The organism is Hymenobacter guriensis (assembly GCF_015773195.1).
In the GTDB taxonomy this organism is placed as follows: domain Bacteria; phylum Bacteroidota; class Bacteroidia; order Cytophagales; family Hymenobacteraceae; genus Hymenobacter; species Hymenobacter guriensis.
Genome location: NZ_JADWYK010000005.1, coordinates 238,300 through 255,770, shown reverse-complemented (window position 1 = coordinate 255,770; position 17,471 = coordinate 238,300). Strand labels below are relative to the sequence as shown.

Annotated in this window: 15 protein-coding genes; 13 read left to right on the top strand and 2 right to left on the bottom strand. The window is 60.3% G+C overall.

Going from position 1 to position 17,471, the window contains the following annotated elements; genetic code table 11:
• The first annotated feature begins 104 nt into the window (after positions 1 to 104).
• The 12 genes from I5L79_RS10860 to groL all read left to right on the top strand — a co-directional run bounded on the left by I5L79_RS10860 (position 105) and on the right by groL (position 13,675).
• Complete coding sequence (locus I5L79_RS10860; RefSeq protein ID WP_196955069.1) at positions 105 to 785, top strand: uracil-DNA glycosylase family protein; 681 nt, start codon at positions 105 to 107, stop codon at positions 783 to 785.
• A 126-nt stretch (positions 786 to 911) separates the two neighbouring features.
• Positions 912 to 2,012 (top strand): Nif3-like dinuclear metal center hexameric protein, encoded by a 1,101-nt coding sequence (locus I5L79_RS10855; RefSeq protein WP_196955068.1) that lies wholly within the window; start codon positions 912 to 914, stop codon positions 2,010 to 2,012.
• On the top strand, positions 2,002 to 2,751 hold the full coding sequence (locus tag I5L79_RS10850) for a zinc ribbon domain-containing protein (RefSeq protein ID WP_196955067.1): 750 nt from the start codon (positions 2,002 to 2,004) through the stop codon (positions 2,749 to 2,751). Before I5L79_RS10855 ends, I5L79_RS10850 begins: the two co-directional genes overlap by 11 nt.
• 115 nt (positions 2,752 to 2,866) lie before the next feature.
• Complete coding sequence (locus I5L79_RS10845; protein WP_196955066.1) at positions 2,867 to 4,441, top strand: tetratricopeptide repeat protein; 1,575 nt, start codon at positions 2,867 to 2,869, stop codon at positions 4,439 to 4,441.
• A gap of 182 nt (positions 4,442 to 4,623) precedes the next feature.
• The gene (gene pabB, locus I5L79_RS10840; RefSeq protein WP_196955065.1) at positions 4,624 to 5,892 is read left to right on the top strand and encodes an aminodeoxychorismate synthase component I; all 1,269 of its coding nucleotides are present in this window, start codon (positions 4,624 to 4,626) and stop codon (positions 5,890 to 5,892) included.
• A 179-nt stretch (positions 5,893 to 6,071) separates the two neighbouring features.
• A complete protein-coding gene (miaB, locus tag I5L79_RS10835; RefSeq protein ID WP_196955064.1) occupies positions 6,072 to 7,532 on the top strand; it encodes a tRNA (N6-isopentenyl adenosine(37)-C2)-methylthiotransferase MiaB in 1,461 nt (486 codons plus the stop codon).
• A gap of 138 nt (positions 7,533 to 7,670) precedes the next feature.
• Positions 7,671 to 8,981 carry a sigma-54 interaction domain-containing protein gene (locus I5L79_RS10830; RefSeq protein ID WP_196955063.1) on the top strand — a complete coding sequence of 437 codons (1,311 nt, stop codon included), beginning with the start codon at positions 7,671 to 7,673 and terminating at the stop codon, positions 8,979 to 8,981.
• Entirely contained in the window at positions 8,962 to 9,498 is a 537-nt protein-coding gene (locus I5L79_RS10825) for an LptE family protein (protein ID WP_196955062.1), read from the top strand. Before I5L79_RS10830 ends, I5L79_RS10825 begins: the two co-directional genes overlap by 20 nt.
• Positions 9,499 to 9,623: 125 nt before the next feature.
• Positions 9,624 to 11,060 (top strand): hypothetical protein, encoded by a 1,437-nt coding sequence (locus I5L79_RS10820; protein ID WP_196955061.1) that lies wholly within the window; start codon positions 9,624 to 9,626, stop codon positions 11,058 to 11,060.
• A complete protein-coding gene (gene secG, locus I5L79_RS10815; RefSeq protein ID WP_196955060.1) occupies positions 11,061 to 11,444 on the top strand; it encodes a preprotein translocase subunit SecG in 384 nt (127 codons plus the stop codon).
• Between the two features lie 249 nt (positions 11,445 to 11,693).
• The gene (groES, locus tag I5L79_RS10810) at positions 11,694 to 11,984 is read left to right on the top strand and encodes a co-chaperone GroES (protein ID WP_168679981.1); all 291 of its coding nucleotides are present in this window, start codon (positions 11,694 to 11,696) and stop codon (positions 11,982 to 11,984) included.
• A 44-nt stretch (positions 11,985 to 12,028) separates the two neighbouring features.
• Complete coding sequence (gene groL, locus I5L79_RS10805; protein ID WP_196955059.1) at positions 12,029 to 13,675, top strand: chaperonin GroEL; 1,647 nt, start codon at positions 12,029 to 12,031, stop codon at positions 13,673 to 13,675.
• A 90-nt stretch (positions 13,676 to 13,765) separates the two neighbouring features.
• Here the strand turns inward: groL and I5L79_RS10800 are convergent, their stop codons facing one another.
• Entirely contained in the window at positions 13,766 to 14,011 is a 246-nt protein-coding gene (locus tag I5L79_RS10800) for a hypothetical protein (RefSeq protein WP_196955058.1), read from the bottom strand.
• A 122-nt stretch (positions 14,012 to 14,133) separates the two neighbouring features.
• Positions 14,134 to 15,558, bottom strand: coding sequence for a peptide MFS transporter (locus I5L79_RS10795; RefSeq protein WP_196955057.1), 1,425 nt, complete (start codon positions 15,556 to 15,558; stop codon positions 14,134 to 14,136).
• Positions 15,559 to 15,807: 249 nt separating this feature from the next.
• On the opposite strand from I5L79_RS10795, the gene pckA reads away from it, so the two are divergent.
• Positions 15,808 to 17,427, top strand: coding sequence for a phosphoenolpyruvate carboxykinase (ATP) (gene pckA, locus I5L79_RS10790; protein ID WP_196955056.1), 1,620 nt, complete (start codon positions 15,808 to 15,810; stop codon positions 17,425 to 17,427).
• Positions 17,428 to 17,471: the final 44 nt, after the last annotated feature.

Sequence of the window (17,471 nt, the reverse complement as noted above, 5' to 3'; positions counted from 1 at the left end):
AGACGGGCAGAATGGCGCTTGCAAAATTAGCGGGTTAAACGCTGCCAACCCGGCAGCCGACTAACGTAAGCGCAGAGAAAACTGATGCTTCCGGCCTTCCCGCTATGTCATTTGCCGACCGGCTCCTGCCCTTTCTGACTGAATTTCCGCTGCCCCCGCCCCTGCCCGACGGAGTGCAGGCCATTAGCCCCTACCAGGAAAACACCCCGCGCGAGCTGCTTACGCAGTTTGCGCGGCAGTATTACTCCGGCGACCAGCCCCGGGTGGCACTGCTGGGCATCAACCCCGGCCGCCTGGGTAACGGCCGCACCGGCATTGCCTTCACCGACCCGGTAGCGCTCCAGGATGCGTGCGGCATTGCCAACGCGTTGCCCCGGCAGCGGGAGCCATCCAGCCAGTTTGTGTATGAAGTGGTGGCGGCGCTGGGCGGCCCGGCGGCGTTTTTCCAGGACTTCTTTCTGGGCTCTCTCTACCCGCTGGTGCTGTTGAAAAACGGCCTCAACTACAATTACTACGACTCACCCGCCCTGCAAACCGCCCTGCTGCCCGCCATCCGCGACGCGCTGCAGCGGCAGGTGCACGAGGTAGGGCTGGCCCGCCACGCTGCCGTGTGCCTGGGTCGCCGCAACGCCCTGCTCCTGCACCGCCTCAACGAGGAGCTGCAGCTATTCAGGCGCATCGAGGTGCTGGACCACCCGCGCTACCTCATGCAGTACAAGCGCCGCCAGCTCACCGAAAACGTGGCCCGCTACATGGAAGTGCTAAGTAAGGTACGGGTGAGCTGATGAACGGACTGCGGGCGCAGTGTGGGTAATGCCTCCCCTGGTGCGCAGCCTTGTAAAGGGCCCTACTTTCCCCACAATTATTTCCCACATTTGCCACATTCCTCACATTACCCACATTAAAAAACAATGCCCACCGTTCAAGCCCTCATGCGCGTGCTGGAGCAAGCGGCGCCGCTGGCCTACCAGGAAAGCTACGACAACGCCGGGCTGCAGTGCGGCGACCCGGCTATGGAGGTCCGGGGTGTGCTCATTGCCCTGGACTGCACGCCGGCCGTGGTAGAGGAAGCCCGCCGCCGGGGCTGCAACGTGGTAGTAGCCCACCACCCGCTCATCTTCAAGCCGCTCAAGCGCCTCACCGGGGCTACCGAAGTTGAACAGACGCTGCTGCTGGCCATCCGCCACGATATTGCCCTGTACGCCGCCCACACCAACCTCGACAATGTGCTACACGGCGTGAACCGCAAGCTGGCCGACAAGCTGGGCCTGCAAAATCTGCGTATCCTCGACCCCAAACCCGGTTTGCTCGCCAAGCTCATCACCTACGTGCCGCCCACCCACACCGAAGCCGTACTGCAGGCTCTGTACCAAGCCGGCGCCGGGCAGATTGGCCAATACTCGGCGTGCAGCTTCCGCACTTCCGGCACCGGCACCTTCACGCCCGGCGCCGACACCAATCCGTTTATCGGGCAGCCCACGAAGCCGGAAGCCGTAGCCGAGGAGCAGGTGCAGGTGCTGCTGCCACTGCATTTGCAAGGCGCGGTGCTGAAGGCCTTGTGCCTCGCCCACCCCTACGAGGAAGTGGCCTACGAAATCGTGAAGCTCGAAAACGTGCATCAGGACGTGGGCGCGGGCATGGTGGGCGAGTTGCCGGAGCCGCTGGGCCCGGCTGAGTTCCGGCAGCGCCTGAAAGCAGCCCTGGGCGTGCCCGTGGTTAAGCACACCGATTTCGATCAGCCCATTCAAAAAGTGGCGCTGTGCGGCGGCGCGGGTGCTTTCCTTATTGGCAAAGCCCGCGCTGCCGGAGCCGATGCCTACGTGACGGGCGACCTGAAATACCACGAATACTTTGGGGCCGAAGGCCGGCTGATGCTCTGCGACGTGGGTCATTTCGAGAGCGAGCAGTTTACCGGGGAAATCTTCCGGGATTTGCTTATGGGCAACTTTGGGAGTACTTTTGCGGTCTTAATTGCTGAGACCCTCACCAACCCTGTCCGTTATGATTGCTAACCCCTCCGCGGAAACCCCGGTTGCCAGTAAGCTGGAAGCCCTCCTGAACCTGCAGCGCATCGATTCGCAGCTTGATGAAATCCGGCGCGTGCGGGGTGACCTACCCGAAGAGGTGCGTGACCTAGAGGACGAAATTGCGGGCTACGAGGTGCGCGTGAGCAAGTTTGATGAGGAAATTGCTGGCCTCAACGAGCAGATCAAGCAGCGCAAGCAGAACGCCAAGGACGCCGAAGGCCTCATCAAGAAGTATGAGGACCAGCAGCAGAACGTGCGCAACAACCGTGAGTACGAGGCCATTGCCAAGGAAATCGAGCTGCAGCGCCTGGAAATCCAGATTTCCGACAAGAAAATCAAGGAAGCCCAGTACCACATCGAGCAGAAAATCCAGGACATTGCCGGCACCAAGCAGCGCCTGGAAGAGCGTAAGAAAGACCTCGACAACAAGAAAGTAGAGCTGGACACCATCGTGGGCGAAAGCGAAGCCGACGAGAAAAAGCTCATGGATGAGCGCGAAGGCGCTGCCAAGCCCGTAGAAGAGCGCCTGCTGACAGCCTACACCCGTATCCGTGGCAACGTGCGCAACGGCCTGGCCGTGGTGACGGTGAAGCGTGATGCCTGCGGTGGCTGCTTCAACACGGTGCCCCCCCAGCGCCAGGCCGACATCATCGCCCACAAGAAAATCATTGTGTGTGAGCACTGCGGCCGCGTGCTGGCTGATGTGGAAGCCCGTATTGCATAGCTTGGTAAAAAGCACTAAGTGACAGGTAACACGCAACGTATTCTATCGGACGTGTTACCTGTCACCTTATCAAACTCTTAAAAGGAACGGCCCCGTGCCGTTCCTTTTTTCTTGTATGACTGGCTTGGTCTGGCTCCTGCGTACGCTCCACCGACGGCGGTGGCCCCTGCTCCTGGGGCTGCTGGCGGTGCTGTGGCTGCCCGGGCCAGCCGCCGGGGCGGGCCAGGCAGTTGTCGAACGCCAGGCTCCAGCCACTGAAGCCCTTGATCCGTTAACTGATTTCAACTTTCAGCTGACGCCTGCTGCCCGCCGTGCCTACGCCGAGCTGCTGAAGCTGCGCCCCGCGCCGGCCCGCGCCCTGCTGCGGCCCGAGGAGCAGCGCGCCGCCGGCAGCGCCGGCACCCTGCTTGTAGCCGACTGCATCGAGTTCACGGAGCTGATGATTACCCAGGATGCCCGCCGCTACGAGCCGCTCATCGACGCCCAGGACGAGCGGCTGGCCCGGCTGGAAAAGTCGCCCGAGCAAACGGCGCTGCGCGCCTACGTCGCCGCCGAAATTCGCCTGCATCAGGCCGCCGCGCAGGTTGCATTTCAGCACGAAATCCAGGGGGCGTGGAGCATGCGGCAGGCCTACGCGGGCATGCAGCAGGTGGTGCGCCGCTACCCCAGCTACCTGCCGGCCCGCAAAACGCTGGGCATGATGCAGTTTTTCATTGGCTCCCTGCCCGAGGGCTACCGCTGGTTTCTGAAGCTGCTGGGGCTGCCGGGCTCCGTGGAGGCCGGCCTGCTTAACCTGCGCGCCGCCGCCGGTCAGCCCAACGACTTCCAGCCCGAAGCCCGCATTATGCTGGCCCTGGTGGAGGAAACCTACTACAAGAAAACCGAGCAGGCCGTGCAGCTGGCCAGCTCCTGGACCATCCAGCAGCCCGACAACCTGCTGTTCAGCTACCTGGCTATCAGCCTCAACAAGCGCCAGCACCACACCGAGGCAGCGCTGGCAGCCTACCGCGCCCGGCCCACCGGCGCGGGCTACCTGCCCGTAGCCTACCTGCACCACATGGCCGCCGACCTGCTGCTCTACCAGGGCCAGTATGCGGCTTCAGAGCGCGAAAACCTGCAGTTCCTGCGCGAGTTTCAGGGCCAGCACTACCGTAAGGATGCCGCCTTCAAGCTGTACCTGACGGCCTGGCTGCGCGGTGATAAGGCCGCAGCGGAACGCTACCGGCGTCAGATCGGGGCTGGGGGGCGTACAGTGGTGGAGGAAGATACCTACGCCCAGCGCTTCTACGATGGCCGCGTGCCCCTGAACGCCACCCTTACCCGCGCCCGCCTGCAGATTGATGGTGGCTACTACCGCGAGGCCCTGGCCACGCTGGACACCTTCCGCCCCACCCGCCAGACGCCCCTACGCGACCAGATAGAGGCACCCTACCGCCGGGCCCGCGCCTGGCAGGGCCTCGGCCGCACCGACTCGGCCCGGCTGCTTTATCGCCGCACTATTGCCGTGGCTGGCGACGCGCCGTACTACTTTGCGCCCCAGTCGGCCCTGCAGTTGGGTTACCTGTACCAGGCCGAGGGGCAGAAAAGCACGGCTCGCGCCTACTTTCGGAAAGTGCTGGCCTACCCCAAGCACGAGTATAAGAACAGCACCGACACCAAAGCCAAAGTTGCCCTGCAGGAGCTGGATTGATGAATGTGCTCATGTGGAGAATATGCTGAGGCGCTAATGCCCTGGCGGCAGCCTTGGCCCACTGTGCGGGCGCGTCTGCCCACCGACGGATAGGAGCCCGTCTCCCGACTGGCGGCCGCGCCAGTAGCCATCCACCGCCCGCGCCGCCCCACCCGTCCCCTGCCGCCTCGTACTTTTGCGCCGTGCTTACCGTTCCGCTTGCTTCCCTTCCGCCCGACTTCCTGGCCCGTGCCCTGCGCTGGGCCGCCGGCTTCGCGCACTGCGCCTACTTCGAGCCGAACGGGCTGGAGTACCCCAACGGGCCTTTCGACCAGCTGCTGGGTGTAGCCGACAACGCGCCCAACGCCCCCCGCACCCTGGCCGAGCTGCGCCAGAGGCGGCCGCGCCCCGTGGATGCCACCCCGCGCATGGGCTTCCTCACGTATGAGCTAAAAAATGAGATAGAGCAGCTGCACAGTGCCAACGTCTCGGGGCTGGATTGGCCGGCACTGCATTTTTTCTACCCGCAAACCTGGCTGTATTGGCGGCGTGATGTGCTGGAAATCTATGGTCAGATAACTGGCGTGCTCGACGCTATCCTGGCCACGGCTGTGCCGCCGCCAATGCCCCCGGCCGTGCCTGCTCTGACGCCTCGGATGCCCAAGGCCGATTACCTGGCGGCCGTGGAAGCTATTCGGGAGGACATTCTTAATGGCGAGGTGTACGAGCTGAATCTGTGCCAGGAGTTCTACGCCGAAAACGTCAGTCTGGACCCGGTGGATGTATTTCTGCAGCTGAACGCGGCCTCCCCCGCCCCGTTTGCCGGCTTCTTCCGCCACCACGACCACTACCTGCTGTGCGCCTCACCCGAGCGGTTTCTGGCTCGACGTGGGACTACTATTCTCACCCAGCCCATCAAAGGCACCATCCGACGCGGCACTACGCCCGCGGAAGACGAACAGCTGCGCCAGACGCTGCGAGCTGACGAGAAAGAGCAAGCCGAAAACCTGATGATTGTGGACCTGGTGCGCAACGACCTGGCCCGCGTAGCCCGCACCGGCACCGTGCAGGTACCCGAGTTGTTTGGCCTCTACCCTTTCCGCCACGTCTGGCAGATGATATCGACCGTGCAGGCCGAGCTGCGGCCCGACGTGGATATGGTGGATGTGCTGCGCGCGACCTTCCCGATGGGCTCCATGACCGGTGCCCCGAAAATCCGGGCCATGCAGCTGATTGAGCAGTATGAGCGCACCCGACGCGGCCTCTACAGCGGCAGTATCGGCTACGTCTGGCCCGATGGGGAATTTGAGTTCAACGTGGTTATTCGCAGCCTGCAGTACCGCTCGGACACCGGCTACCTTTCCTTCCAGGTCGGCTCGGCTATTACTTATGACTCGGTGCCGGAGCGCGAATACGAAGAGTGCCTGCTCAAAGCCCGCGCCCTGCTAGAGGTACTGAAGGTGAAATGGTGAATTAGTGAGTTTGACGTTCCAACTGCTCGGCTTGCGCAAGTGGCGCCGCCAGAACGTCAAACTCACTAATTCACTAATTCACTAACTCACCGCCCCTGCCATTCTGTCATTTTCGTCCCGAAAGGTTATCTTTGCCGTTCTCTGAACTGTGAAGCTGCCGCCTGCAAAAGGCTTTTTCCATGTCCCAACCGCTGATTACGCTCGATTTTCTCGATACGCCCACCTTGCCCACGCCCGCCGTGGACGCCACCACGCACGCGCATGAGCCCTCGGGCGCTGTGCGCGTGCAGGCCGCTACCCGCACCGGCCGCACCCGCAAGCTCTACATTGAGAGCTACGGCTGCCAGATGAACTTTTCCGACTCGGAAATCGTGTCGAGCATCCTCTTCAACGAAGGCTTCGATACCACTGACCAGCTTGAGGGAGCCGACCTGGTGCTGCTGAATACCTGCTCCATCCGGGAGAAGGCCGAGCAGACCGTGCGCATGCGCCTTTCCCAGATCAACAGCCACAAAAAGCGCAACCCCGGCCTGCTGGTGGGGGTGCTGGGCTGCATGGCCGAGCGTCTGAAAAGCAAGTTTCTGGAAGAAGAAAAGCTGGTGGATTTGGTGGTGGGCCCCGACGCTTACCGCGACCTGCCCCAGCTCATTCAGCAGGTAGATGGCGGCCAGAAGGCCGTAAACGTGCTGTTGAGCCGCGAAGAAACCTACGCCGACATCACCCCGGTGCGCCTGAACTCCAACGGCATCACGGCCTTCATCAGCATCATGCGCGGCTGCGACAACATGTGCTCCTTCTGCGTGGTCCCCTTCACCCGGGGCCGCGAGCGGAGCCGCGACGCGCACAGCATTGTGCAGGAAGCCCGCGACCTGGTGGCTCAGGGCTACAAGGAAGTAACCTTGCTGGGCCAGAACGTGGACTCTTACAAATGGGCCTCGGAGGATGGGCTGGAGTTCGTGAACTTCGCCCAGCTGCTGGAGCGCGTGGCCCTCATCAGCCCCCTGTTGCGGGTGCGCTTCTCCACCTCCCATCCGAAGGACATTACCGACGAGGTGCTGCACACCATGGCGCGCTACGACAACATCTGCAAGTACATTCACCTGCCGGCTCAGAGCGGCAACTCGCGCGTGCTCAAGCTGATGAACCGCACCTACGACCGGCCGTGGTACGAGGAACGGGTGCTGGCCATCCGCCGCATTCTGGGCGAAGACTGCGCCATCAGCACCGACATGATTTCGGGTTTCTGCTCCGAAACCGAGGAAGAGCACCAGGACACGCTGAGCTTGATTGATTTCGTGCAGTACGACATGGGCTACAACTTCTTCTACTCCGAGCGCCCCGGCACCCTGGCTGCCCGCAAGCTGGAAGACGACATTCCCCTGGACGTGAAGAAGCGTCGCCTGCAGGAAGTCATTGACCGACAGCAGTTGCACGCCCGGGCCCGCTACGCCCGCATGGTGGGCCGCGTGCATCAGGTGCTGGTGGAAGGTCGTTCGAAACGCTCGGAGGAGCAGTTGAGCGGCCGCAACAGCCAGAACCAGGTGGTCATCTTCCCCAAAGGCACCGCCCAAAAAGGCGACTACGTGAACGTGCTGGTAACTACTACCACCGGCGCCGCGCTGCTCGGGGAAATTATCTAAGACACTGTTAGCCTGCTTAGAACAAACCACATCTAGCACTCAGAGCCGATTTGCTGTCCTTAAGCTCATGGTGTTCTTCGTGGCTGCTTCAAATAAAACGCTCCGTTTTTCGTCTTCCCCACGAAAACCCACCCCGACTTGACACCTTCCGAAATACAGAGTATCAAACAGCGCTTCGGCATCATCGGCAACGCGCCTACGCTGAACTACGCCATTCAGGTGGCGGCGCAGGTGGCCCCGACCGATATGACGGTGCTGATTACGGGCGAAAGCGGCTCCGGCAAGGAGTCGTTTTCCAAAATCATTCACGCCCTGTCGCCGCGCAAGCACGGGCAGTTCATTGCCATCAACTGCGGCGCCATCCCTGAGGGCACCATCGACTCAGAGCTGTTCGGGCACGAAAAAGGCTCCTTCACCGGCGCACAGGAAGCTCGCAAAGGCTACTTCGAGGTGACCAACGGCGGCACCATCTTTCTCGATGAAATCGGGGAAATGCCCCTGGGTACCCAGGCCCGCCTGTTGCGCGTGCTGGAAAATGGCGAGTTTATCCGGGTTGGCTCCAGCAAAGTACAGAAGACCGACGTGCGCGTGGTGGCCGCTACCAACGTGAATCTACTGGATGCCGTGCGTGAAGGCCGCTTCCGTGAGGACCTGTACTACCGCCTCAACACCGTGCCCATCACCGTTCCACCATTGCGTGAGCGAGGAGATGATATCTATCTACTATTCAGAAAGTTCGCCACGGATTTTGCCGACCGATACCGCGTGAAGCCCATCAGCCTCAACCCCGAGGCAGTGCAGGAGCTGCAGCGCTTCCGCTTCCCCGGCAACATCCGCCAGCTCAAGAACGTGGCCGAGCAGATGTCGGTGCTGGAAACGGACCGCGAGGTGGATGCCCGCCGCCTGCGCGGCTACCTGCCCGCCGACCAAAGCAGCCGCCTGCCCATGCTGGCCCACGCCGCCGGCCAGGCCACCGACGGCGCCGGCAACGCCTACTCGGAGCGCGACCTGCTCTACAAGGTGCTGTTCGACATGCGCCGCGACATGACCGACCTCAAGCGGCTGGTGCTGGATTTGGCCGGTGGGCAGCGCCCCCAGGAAACCCAGGAGCTGCTGCGCCAGAACAGCCACCTGTTCACCAACCTCAGCCCCGTACCATACGAAAATGGCCGCCCCCTGCGCCCAGCCGCCGATGGGGCCGCCTCGGAGTACATTCTCACGCCTTCCATCGAGGAAACCACGGACTACGAGGACGATAGTCAGCGGGTGGAAGACATTCCGCACGAAACCGAGGAGGAAACCCTAAGCCTGGAAGCCAAGGAAAAGGAAATGATTATCAAAGCGTTGAAGAAACACAACAACAAGCGCAAGTACGCCGCCCACGACCTGGGCATTTCGGAACGCACCCTCTACCGCAAGCTCAAGCAGTATGATCTGGAACAAGTGTAAGTCGGCTATCAGCTACGGGCTGCTGGCCGTTAGTTTCCTGTTTTCGGTAGCGGGCTGCTCGGTTTACTCATTTACCGGTACGAATACGGGCACAGCCAAAACCATATCCATCCAGACATTTTCGAACAATGCGGCTAATGGACCTTCCTCTATTTCCCAGCAGTTCACCGAGGATTTCAAGGACTTCTTTCAGCGCAACACCACGCTGAAGCTCGTGCCTCGCGACGGGGATTTGCAGTTTGAAGGGGCCATTATTTCCTACGACATTGCTCCGGCCGCTATCGAAAAGCAGGATGGCCGCGACCAGGCTGGCAGTAACCGCCTCACCATTCAGGTGCGGGTGAAGTATACGAATACCACTGACCCCAGTCAGGACTTTGAGCAGACCTTCCAGAGCCAGGATGATTTTCCTGGCTCGCAGGATGCAGCCCAGATCAATGCTGACCAAACGAAAGTCCGTGGAATCACCCGAACTATTATTAGTAATGTCTTTAATAAGTCGGTGGCCAACTGGTAAGTAGCTGGCGCAACTGGTTTGCTGGCTGAAATTCCCGTATTGTTGCGCCCCGTCAGCTTGGGCGACCTGACTGCTCATCTTCCTGGCCCAATAACCAACCATCTGCCTCACAATAATTTACCTGTATGACCCGCGCGTCGCTGCTGCAGATTCTTGACCACGTCACGCGTATTTCGCCGGGCGAAGTGCGTGAGCTGGAGCAGCTGGCGGCCGCTTTCCCCTACTGCCAGACGGCCCACCTGCTGCTGGCCAAGGCCGCCCACGACCAGGGCAGTATGCTGGCCAGCCAGCGCCTGCGCCACGCGGCCACCTACGCCGCCGACCGGGAGTTGCTGCGCCGCCTGATTGAAACCACGGCTGAGCCGGCTTTGGTAGATGCGCCGGCCGCGGCCCTGGTTGCCGCGGTGCCCGCAGAAAGCCAGTCGGAGCCCATCAGCACGCTTCATGAGGAGGCAGCCGTGGCGGAACTGACAACGGTTGAGGTATCCGCTGGTGTGGCGGAGCCCACTGTCTTGCCCGAAGTGGAGCCTGCTGAGGCGCGCACGGAATCCGTTGCGCCCACGACTGCGCCGGAGGTAGAACTGGTTGATGTAACGGAAACGCACCCGCTGCCGGAGCCTGCCGCTGGGGAAGTTACTGCTGAAAGCTACCCGGCAGTGTCTTCATCAACGGAGGGAACGTCGCTGCCCGCAGAAGAAGCCCTTGCACCGCTTTCGGTCGAAGCCCTGACAGAGCAGCCCGACTTGCAGCCGGAAGCCGAAGCAGCCGATGAGGCACCGTTGTTGGCTGCTGAAGAGCCTGCGACCGAGGAAGCTCCTGCTGCCAGCCTAATCGGGCCGGACGCTGCCGCCCCGGAAATACCTGAGGACGCGGTAGAGACTACCAACCAGGAAGAGGCAATTGCTTCCCTGCCAGTCGCAGAAAGCGCCGAAATAATACCTGTTCCCGCGCTCCTCATCCCCGACGACCTGCCGGCCCTGCCGCCTCCCATCCGTCCCCCGGCCGATGCAGGCTCTTCCCGCTTCGAGTACGGCTTTGAGGAGCCGGAGCCCGCGGCTCCCCCCATCGTGTATGAGCTGCCTGAGGCCGAGGATGAAAACACGGCCCGCACCATGCCCGCGTTCTACGCCGATGCGGCCGTTGGCTACGGACTGGCAGGGGGCAGCCGGCTGGGCTACGCCCTGGAGCCGAGCGAAGCCCTGGCCCGGCCGCTGCCGCTTGATACCTTCTTCGAGCCCGACGCTTTGCTGCTGGCCTACGCGGAAACCCATCGGCCGGCTCCGCTGCCTACGTCCATCGACCTGATCAACCGTTTCCTTAAGAATAAGCCCCGCCTGAAAAGCCCGGCTACCCTGCCGCCTCCCACCGACGAGCAGGCCGATTTATCGGTGCGCAGCACCCGCAGCGTGCCGGAGCTGGCCTCCGAAAGCCTAGCTAAAATCATGGTTCGGCAGGGAAAAGTGGCCAAAGCCATTGAAATATATGAACGGCTGATGGTGCGCCAGCCGGAAAAAAAGGCGTACTTTGCCGACCAAATTCAACACCTGAAACTTACGGAGTAGATGTACATTGCCCTGATTAGCCTGATCATTCTTGTATGCTTGCTGCTGGCCCTGGTGGTGCTGGCTCAGAACCCCAAAGGCGGTGGCCTCTCCAGCCAGTTTGGCGCGGGCGGCACGGCCCAACTCATGGGCGTAAAGCGCACCGGCGACCTGCTGGAGCGCCTCACCTGGGGCTTCGCCATTGGCCTGATTGTGCTGGCCTTGGGTACGCACATGATCAACGGGCAGTCGGATGCGGGGCCCGTGCGTAGCGTAAACCAGCAGCGCGCCCTCGAAACCCGCGTACCTGCCGCACCGGCTCCTTCAGCCGCTCCGGCTCAGGCCCCTGCTACTGCTCCGGCCACCACGCCGGCTCCCGCTCCGGCGGCCCAGCCCGCTCAGTAAGTCTGCCGTCAGCCGTTTTCGGCTTTCTCCCTACCATCCGGTGGTTCCGCTTGCGGAGCCACCGGATGTTTGTTTTTGGCCCGCTGCAGTGGCAGGCTCTGTCAGCTGTGTGTCAGGATTTGGTGCAAGATTCCGCCAAGAATGCGGTTTTCGTGTTCATTCTGTCAGGTTCGGGCGGGCTGGCACAGGAAGTGTTGGGCAGCGGGCACCACCTTGTTTCAAGTAACCTTTTCAACCAAAACGTACCATATGTCGCTTAGCATGAAACCGCTGGCTGACCGCGTCATCATCGCGCCGGCCGCTGCCGAGGAGAAAACCAAATCGGGCATCATCATCCCCGACACGGCCAAAGAAAAGCCCCAGCGCGGCGAAGTTGTAGCTGTAGGCGAAGGCAAAGTGGCCGACAACGGCACCACCATCAAGCCTCAGGTAAGCGTTGGCGACCAGGTGCTCTACGGCAAGTATGCCGGCACCGAAATCACCGTAGAAGGCACCGACTACCTCATCATGCGGGAGTCGGACATTCTGGCCGTGCTCTAAGCTTCTTTTCTTCTCTCTGATCTACAAATTCTCCCCACACAACGATGGCGAAGAACATCCTATTTGATACCGACGGCCGCGACAAACTGAAGCGCGGCGTAGATAAGCTGGCGAATGCCGTGAAAGTAACCCTGGGGCCCAAAGGTCGCAACGTGGTTATCGACAAGAAATTCGGTGCCCCCTCCATCACCAAGGACGGGGTGACGGTAGCCAAAGAAATTGAGCTGAAAGACCCCATCGAAAACATGGGCGCTCAGCTGGTGAAGGAAGTAGCCAGCAAAACCGCCGACCAGGCCGGTGATGGCACGACCACCGCTACCGTGCTGGCCCAGGCCATCTACACGGCCGGCTCCAAAAACGTAGCCGCTGGTGCCAACCCCATGGACCTCAAGCGTGGCATCGACAAAGCCGTGAAAGCGGTAGTGGAGAACCTGAAAGCGCAGTCGAAGAAGATTGAAAACTCTTCAGAAATTGCCCAGGTAGGCACTATTTCGGCCAACAACGATGCGGAAATCGGCCAGATGATTGCCGATGCCATGGACAAAGTAGGCAAGGAAGGCGTGATTACGGTGGAAGAAGCCCGCGGCACCGAAACCGAAGTAAAAACGGTGGAAGGCATGCAGTTCGACCGTGGCTACCTCTCCCCCTACTTCGTCACCAATGCCGAGAAGATGGAAGTGGAGCTCGAAAATCCCTTCATCCTCGTGTATGACAAGAAAGTAAGCACCATGAAAGAGCTCCTGCCCGTGCTGGAGCAAGTGGTGCAAACCGGTAAGCCCCTGGTTATCATCTCCGAAGACGTGGATGGTGAGGCCCTGGCTACGCTGGTCGTAAACAAGCTGCGCGGCTCGCTGAAAATTGCGGCGGTGAAAGCCCCTGGCTTCGGCGACCGTCGCAAAGCTATGCTGGAAGACATTGCCGTGCTTACGGGCGGTACTGTTATCAGCGAAGAGCGCGGCTACAAGCTCGAAAACGCTACCCTGGAGTACCTGGGTCAGGCCGAGAAAATCATCATTGACAAGGACAACACGACCATCGTGAACGGCAAAGGCCAGAAAGATGGTATTACGTCCCGCATCAACGAAATCAAGGCTCAGATCGAGAAAACCACCTCGGACTACGACAAAGAGAAGCTGCAGGAGCGGCTGGCCAAGCTGTCGGGCGGCGTTGCCATCCTCTACATCGGTGCTTCTACGGAAGTAGAGATGAAGGAGAAGAAGGACCGCGTAGACGATGCCCTGCACGCTACCCGCGCCGCTGTTGAGGAAGGCGTGGTGCCCGGCGGTGGTGTAGCCCTGGTGCGTGCCCTCGACGCCTTAGCCGGCGTGGATACGCTGAACGGCGACGAGCGCACCGGCGTAAACATCATCCGCACGGCGCTCGAAGCTCCTCTGCGCACCATCGTCCAGAACGCTGGTGGCGAAGGCTCGGTAGTAGTGCAGAAGGTACGTGAAGGCCAAGGCGACTACGGCTACAACGCCCGCGAGGACCGTTACGAAAACCTGATGGCCGCTGGTATCATCGACCCGACCAAGGTAACGCGCCTGGCGCTGGAAAATGCCGCCTCTATTGCCGGCCTGCTCCTGACCACCGAGTGCGTGATTTCGGACGAGCCCGAGGATGATAAAGGTGGCGCTGGTGCCGGTGCTGCCGGTATGGGCGGCATGGGTGGCATGGGCGGCATGATGTAAGTCGAAAGCCGTTAGCTACTGACTTTTAGCTATTGAAAAAGCCCCGCTGGATTCGTCCGGCGGGGCTTTTTTCTTGCGTATTGGCGGCCTTCAGTTCTTCCTGATCAAATGGTGGCTGAACCCGATCAGCAGCACTACTGTCACCACCAGCACGCAGGTTACCCATTTCATGAGGCTGTAGCTGGCGCACAGGTCGTGGCCGGATACGGCGGAAAGGCAGCCATCTACCCCGGTTTCGTATTTCAGGCTCACCTGCACGCTAATCAGGCTTATGGCGGCCCATAGCGAGGCAAAGCTGAAGAGGATAATGAGTACTGTGTGCAGGCGGTCTGACATATATAAACGGCTTATATACCGAAAGTAACCGATAACGCCTCGGCATTAAATTAACCTATAGCCTCAAAAAAGCCCCGCCGGACGAATCCAGCGGGGCTTTTTTGAGGCTATTGCCTGATGGTTTAGCCGCGGCCGTGCATCATGTAGAAAAGCCTCTTGGCAATGGCAACCAGAATCAAGCCGGCCAGAATAACGAAGCCAGCAATCAGCCCGAAGACTTTGAGCGCGCCCAGTTCCTCTACGTACTTGGCAATGTAGCCACCGGCAATCTGGGCCACGAAGGGCGCCAGGAACCATACCCCCATCAGCATGGACGTGAGCGTGGGCGGCGAAAGGCGTGACACCATCGACAGGCCAACCGGCGACAAGCACAGCTCCCCAACGGTGTGGAAGAAATACGTGGCAATAAGCCACCAGATGCTGGCTTTGATTGTCTGGTCGGCTACGTCGCCGCCGCGCTCCATCACGGCGCCTACCATAAACAGGAAGCCTACGCCCAGCAGAATCATGCCCAGGCCCATTTTCACGGGAATGCTCAAGTCCTTCCCCTTGCGGCTCAGGTTGATCCACAGGGCTGCTACCGGCGCGCCCAGCAGCACAATAAAGCCTGCATTCACCGACTGGAACCAGGACGTGGGAATCAGGAAGCCCAGCACCTCACGGTTGATGTACTTATCGGTATAGAGCGTGAGGGATGAGCCGGCCTGCTCGAACCCGGCCCAGAAAAACACCACGAACAGCGTAATAATGAAGATAACGGCCATGCGGTCGGTTTCTTCCTTGGTGAGCGGCGCCTTGGCAATAGTCTTGTCCTCATTCTGGCCTTCGGGGTACATGCCCACGTCGCCGAGGTAGCGCTTGCCCAGCAGGTTGAAAAGCAGCTGCCCGAGCAGCATACCAATGCCCGCCGCCAGGAAGCCGTAGCGGAAGCCATAGTTGGCTACCTGCTCCACGCCATCCACCACGGTTTTGGTGGCGAACAAATCCTCCGCCAGGTAACCGCACACCAGCGGGGCCAGGAAGGCGCCCGTGTTGATGCCCATGTAGAAGATGGTGAAGGCGGCGTCGCGCCGGGAGTCGCCCTGTTGGTACAGCTTACCTACAATGGTGGAAATATTCGGCTTGAAGAAACCGTTGCCTACGCACAGCAGCAGCAACCCGAGGGCTGTGGGCCAGGGAAGCCCGAAAAAGGCCGCTTCCCGGGAAAGATCGGGCTGCATAAACAGGAAAAACTGCCCCAGAGCCATAGTAAGGCCCCCGATCAGGATGGCACGGCGCTGACCAATGTATTTGTCGGCCAGCCAGCCCCCCAGAATAGGCGTCAGGTACACAAAGCCGGTGAAGTAGCCATATATCAGCGAAGCACTGGCCGCCGGAATGCCCAGGCCACCCTCCAGGGCCGTCTTCGACAGGTAAAGCATGAGCAGGCCCCGCATACCGTAGTAGCTGAACCGCTCCCACATTTCGGTGAGAAACAGCAGATAAAGCCCGGGCGGATGACCTTGTTGCGTGTTGGGTTGCTCCTGAACAACGGAGGTTGATTGCATGAAAAGTAAATAAGATGTGGAAGGAGAACAGTTTTCCGCCCAAAGGCAGATGGGGTTGGTAAATCTACAAAACTTTCCCAACTGACTTGATCTGTCAGCCTATTCGCTAAAAAGCGAATTTTCACTAGTAAACATAGAAGCGAAAATTCGCTTTTCTAAAACATATCATAAGCAGTCCGCGTTTTTGTCTATTTTTGTCCTTTAAATACCCCGTTTTTTCCCACCCACCCTTACTTCATTTTCGGCTCTATGCACCCAACTGGCGCCAATGTATCCGCTCGCCTTCAGGCACTTGGATTCACCCGGACTACCGGTCCGGTCTACCTAAACCTTCCGCCCGCCGACTTGGTAGAGCATGCCCTTCGTCGTAGCGAAGGCACCCTCACCGACACCGGTGCGCTCATGGCTGACACCGGTAAATTCACCGGTCGTTCCCCCAAAGACCGGTTTGTAGTACGCGACGAAAGTACTGCAGAAAGCGTGTGGTGGGGGGATATCAACATCCCATTCGCTGCCGATAAGTTCGACCAGCTACACGTTAAAATGGTGGAGTACCTGGCTGACAAGGAGCTGTTCGTGCGCGACGCCTACGCGGGTGCCCACCCGGAGTACCAGCTGAAGTTGCGCGTAGTAAACGAGCTGGCCTGGCACAACCTGTTTTGCTACAACATGTTCCTGCGCCCCGCCGAAGGCGCCGACACCAGCTGGACGCCCGACTTCAGCATTATTTGCGCCCCGGGCTTCGAGGCCGACCCAGCCGTAGATGGCACCCGCCAGCCGAACTTCGCCATCATCAACTTTGCAAAGAAGATGATTCTGATTGGCGGCACCGGCTACGCGGGCGAAATGAAGAAGGGCATCTTCGGGGTGCTCAACTACCTGCTGCCTCACGAGAAAAACACCCTGAGCATGCACTGCTCGGCCAACATTGGGGAGCGGGGTGATACGGCCATTTTCTTCGGCCTCTCGGGCACCGGCAAAACCACCCTTTCCGCCGACCCCAACCGCGGCCTCATCGGCGACGACGAACACGGCTGGATGCCCGGCAACGCGGGCATCTTCAACTTTGAAGGCGGCTGCTACGCCAAGGTTATCGACCTGAGCCAGGAGAAAGAGCCCCAGATCTGGGACGCCATCCGCTTTGGCTCCATCGTGGAAAACACGCGCTTCGTGCCCGGCACGCGCACGGTGGACTACGCCAACAAGAGCGTGACGGAAAACACCCGTACCGCCTACCCCATTTCCTTTATCGACAACGCGGTGGAGCCGTCCGTGGGCGGCGTGCCGAAGAATATCTTCTTTCTAACGGCCGATGCCTTTGGGGTGCTGCCTCCCATCAGCAAGCTCGATAAAAGCCACGCTATGTACCACTTCATGAGCGGCTATACCGCCAAGGTAGCCGGTACGGAAGTGGGCATCACGGAGCCTCAGACGACTTTCTCGGCCTGTTTCGGCCAGGTTTTTCTGCCCCTGCACCCCACCACCTACGCTGAGATGCTGGGCCAGAAGATGGACGAGCACGACGTGAACGTGTGGCTCATTAACACGGGCTGGACGGGCGGCGCCTACGGAACCGGCGCCCGTATGAAGCTGCCTTACACCCGGGCCATGATTACGGCAGCCCTGAACGGCGAGCTGGAAGACGTAGAGTTTGTAAAGCACCCGATCTTCGGGGTGGAAATGCCCACGGCGGTATCCGGCGTGCCAGCCAACATCCTGGATCCGCGCAATACCTGGCACGACAAGGAGGCGTACGACAAGACGGCCGCTGATCTGGCCGACAAGTTCGTAGCCAACTTTCAGAAGTTCGCCGACTTCGCCAACGAGGAAATCATGGCCGGGGCACCCAGAGTAGCCGTAGCCGTGTAACGCGTAGGTGACGATGAAAGCAAAAAGGCCCGCAGCTTTAAAGC

Excerpts from the sequence above, each read along its gene's own strand:
- I5L79_RS10860 (WP_196955069.1), top strand. The coding sequence starts at position 105 with ATGTCATTTGCCGACCGGCTCCTGCCCTTTCTGACTGAATTTCCGCTG.
- I5L79_RS10855 (WP_196955068.1), top strand. The coding sequence starts at position 912 with ATGCCCACCGTTCAAGCCCTCATGCGCGTGCTGGAGCAAGCGGCGCCG.
- I5L79_RS10850 (WP_196955067.1), top strand. The coding sequence starts at position 2,002 with ATGATTGCTAACCCCTCCGCGGAAACCCCGGTTGCCAGTAAGCTGGAA.
- I5L79_RS10845 (WP_196955066.1), top strand. The coding sequence starts at position 2,867 with ATGACTGGCTTGGTCTGGCTCCTGCGTACGCTCCACCGACGGCGGTGG.
- miaB (WP_196955064.1), top strand. The coding sequence starts at position 6,072 with ATGTCCCAACCGCTGATTACGCTCGATTTTCTCGATACGCCCACCTTG.
- I5L79_RS10825 (WP_196955062.1), top strand. The coding sequence starts at position 8,962 with ATGATCTGGAACAAGTGTAAGTCGGCTATCAGCTACGGGCTGCTGGCC.
- I5L79_RS10820 (WP_196955061.1), top strand. The coding sequence starts at position 9,624 with ATGACCCGCGCGTCGCTGCTGCAGATTCTTGACCACGTCACGCGTATT.
- secG (WP_196955060.1), top strand. The coding sequence starts at position 11,061 with ATGTACATTGCCCTGATTAGCCTGATCATTCTTGTATGCTTGCTGCTG.
- groES (WP_168679981.1), top strand. The coding sequence starts at position 11,694 with ATGTCGCTTAGCATGAAACCGCTGGCTGACCGCGTCATCATCGCGCCG.
- groL (WP_196955059.1), top strand. The coding sequence starts at position 12,029 with ATGGCGAAGAACATCCTATTTGATACCGACGGCCGCGACAAACTGAAG.
- I5L79_RS10800 (WP_196955058.1), bottom strand. The coding sequence starts at position 14,011 with ATGTCAGACCGCCTGCACACAGTACTCATTATCCTCTTCAGCTTTGCC.
- I5L79_RS10795 (WP_196955057.1), bottom strand. The coding sequence starts at position 15,558 with ATGCAATCAACCTCCGTTGTTCAGGAGCAACCCAACACGCAACAAGGT.
- pckA (WP_196955056.1), top strand. The coding sequence starts at position 15,808 with ATGCACCCAACTGGCGCCAATGTATCCGCTCGCCTTCAGGCACTTGGA.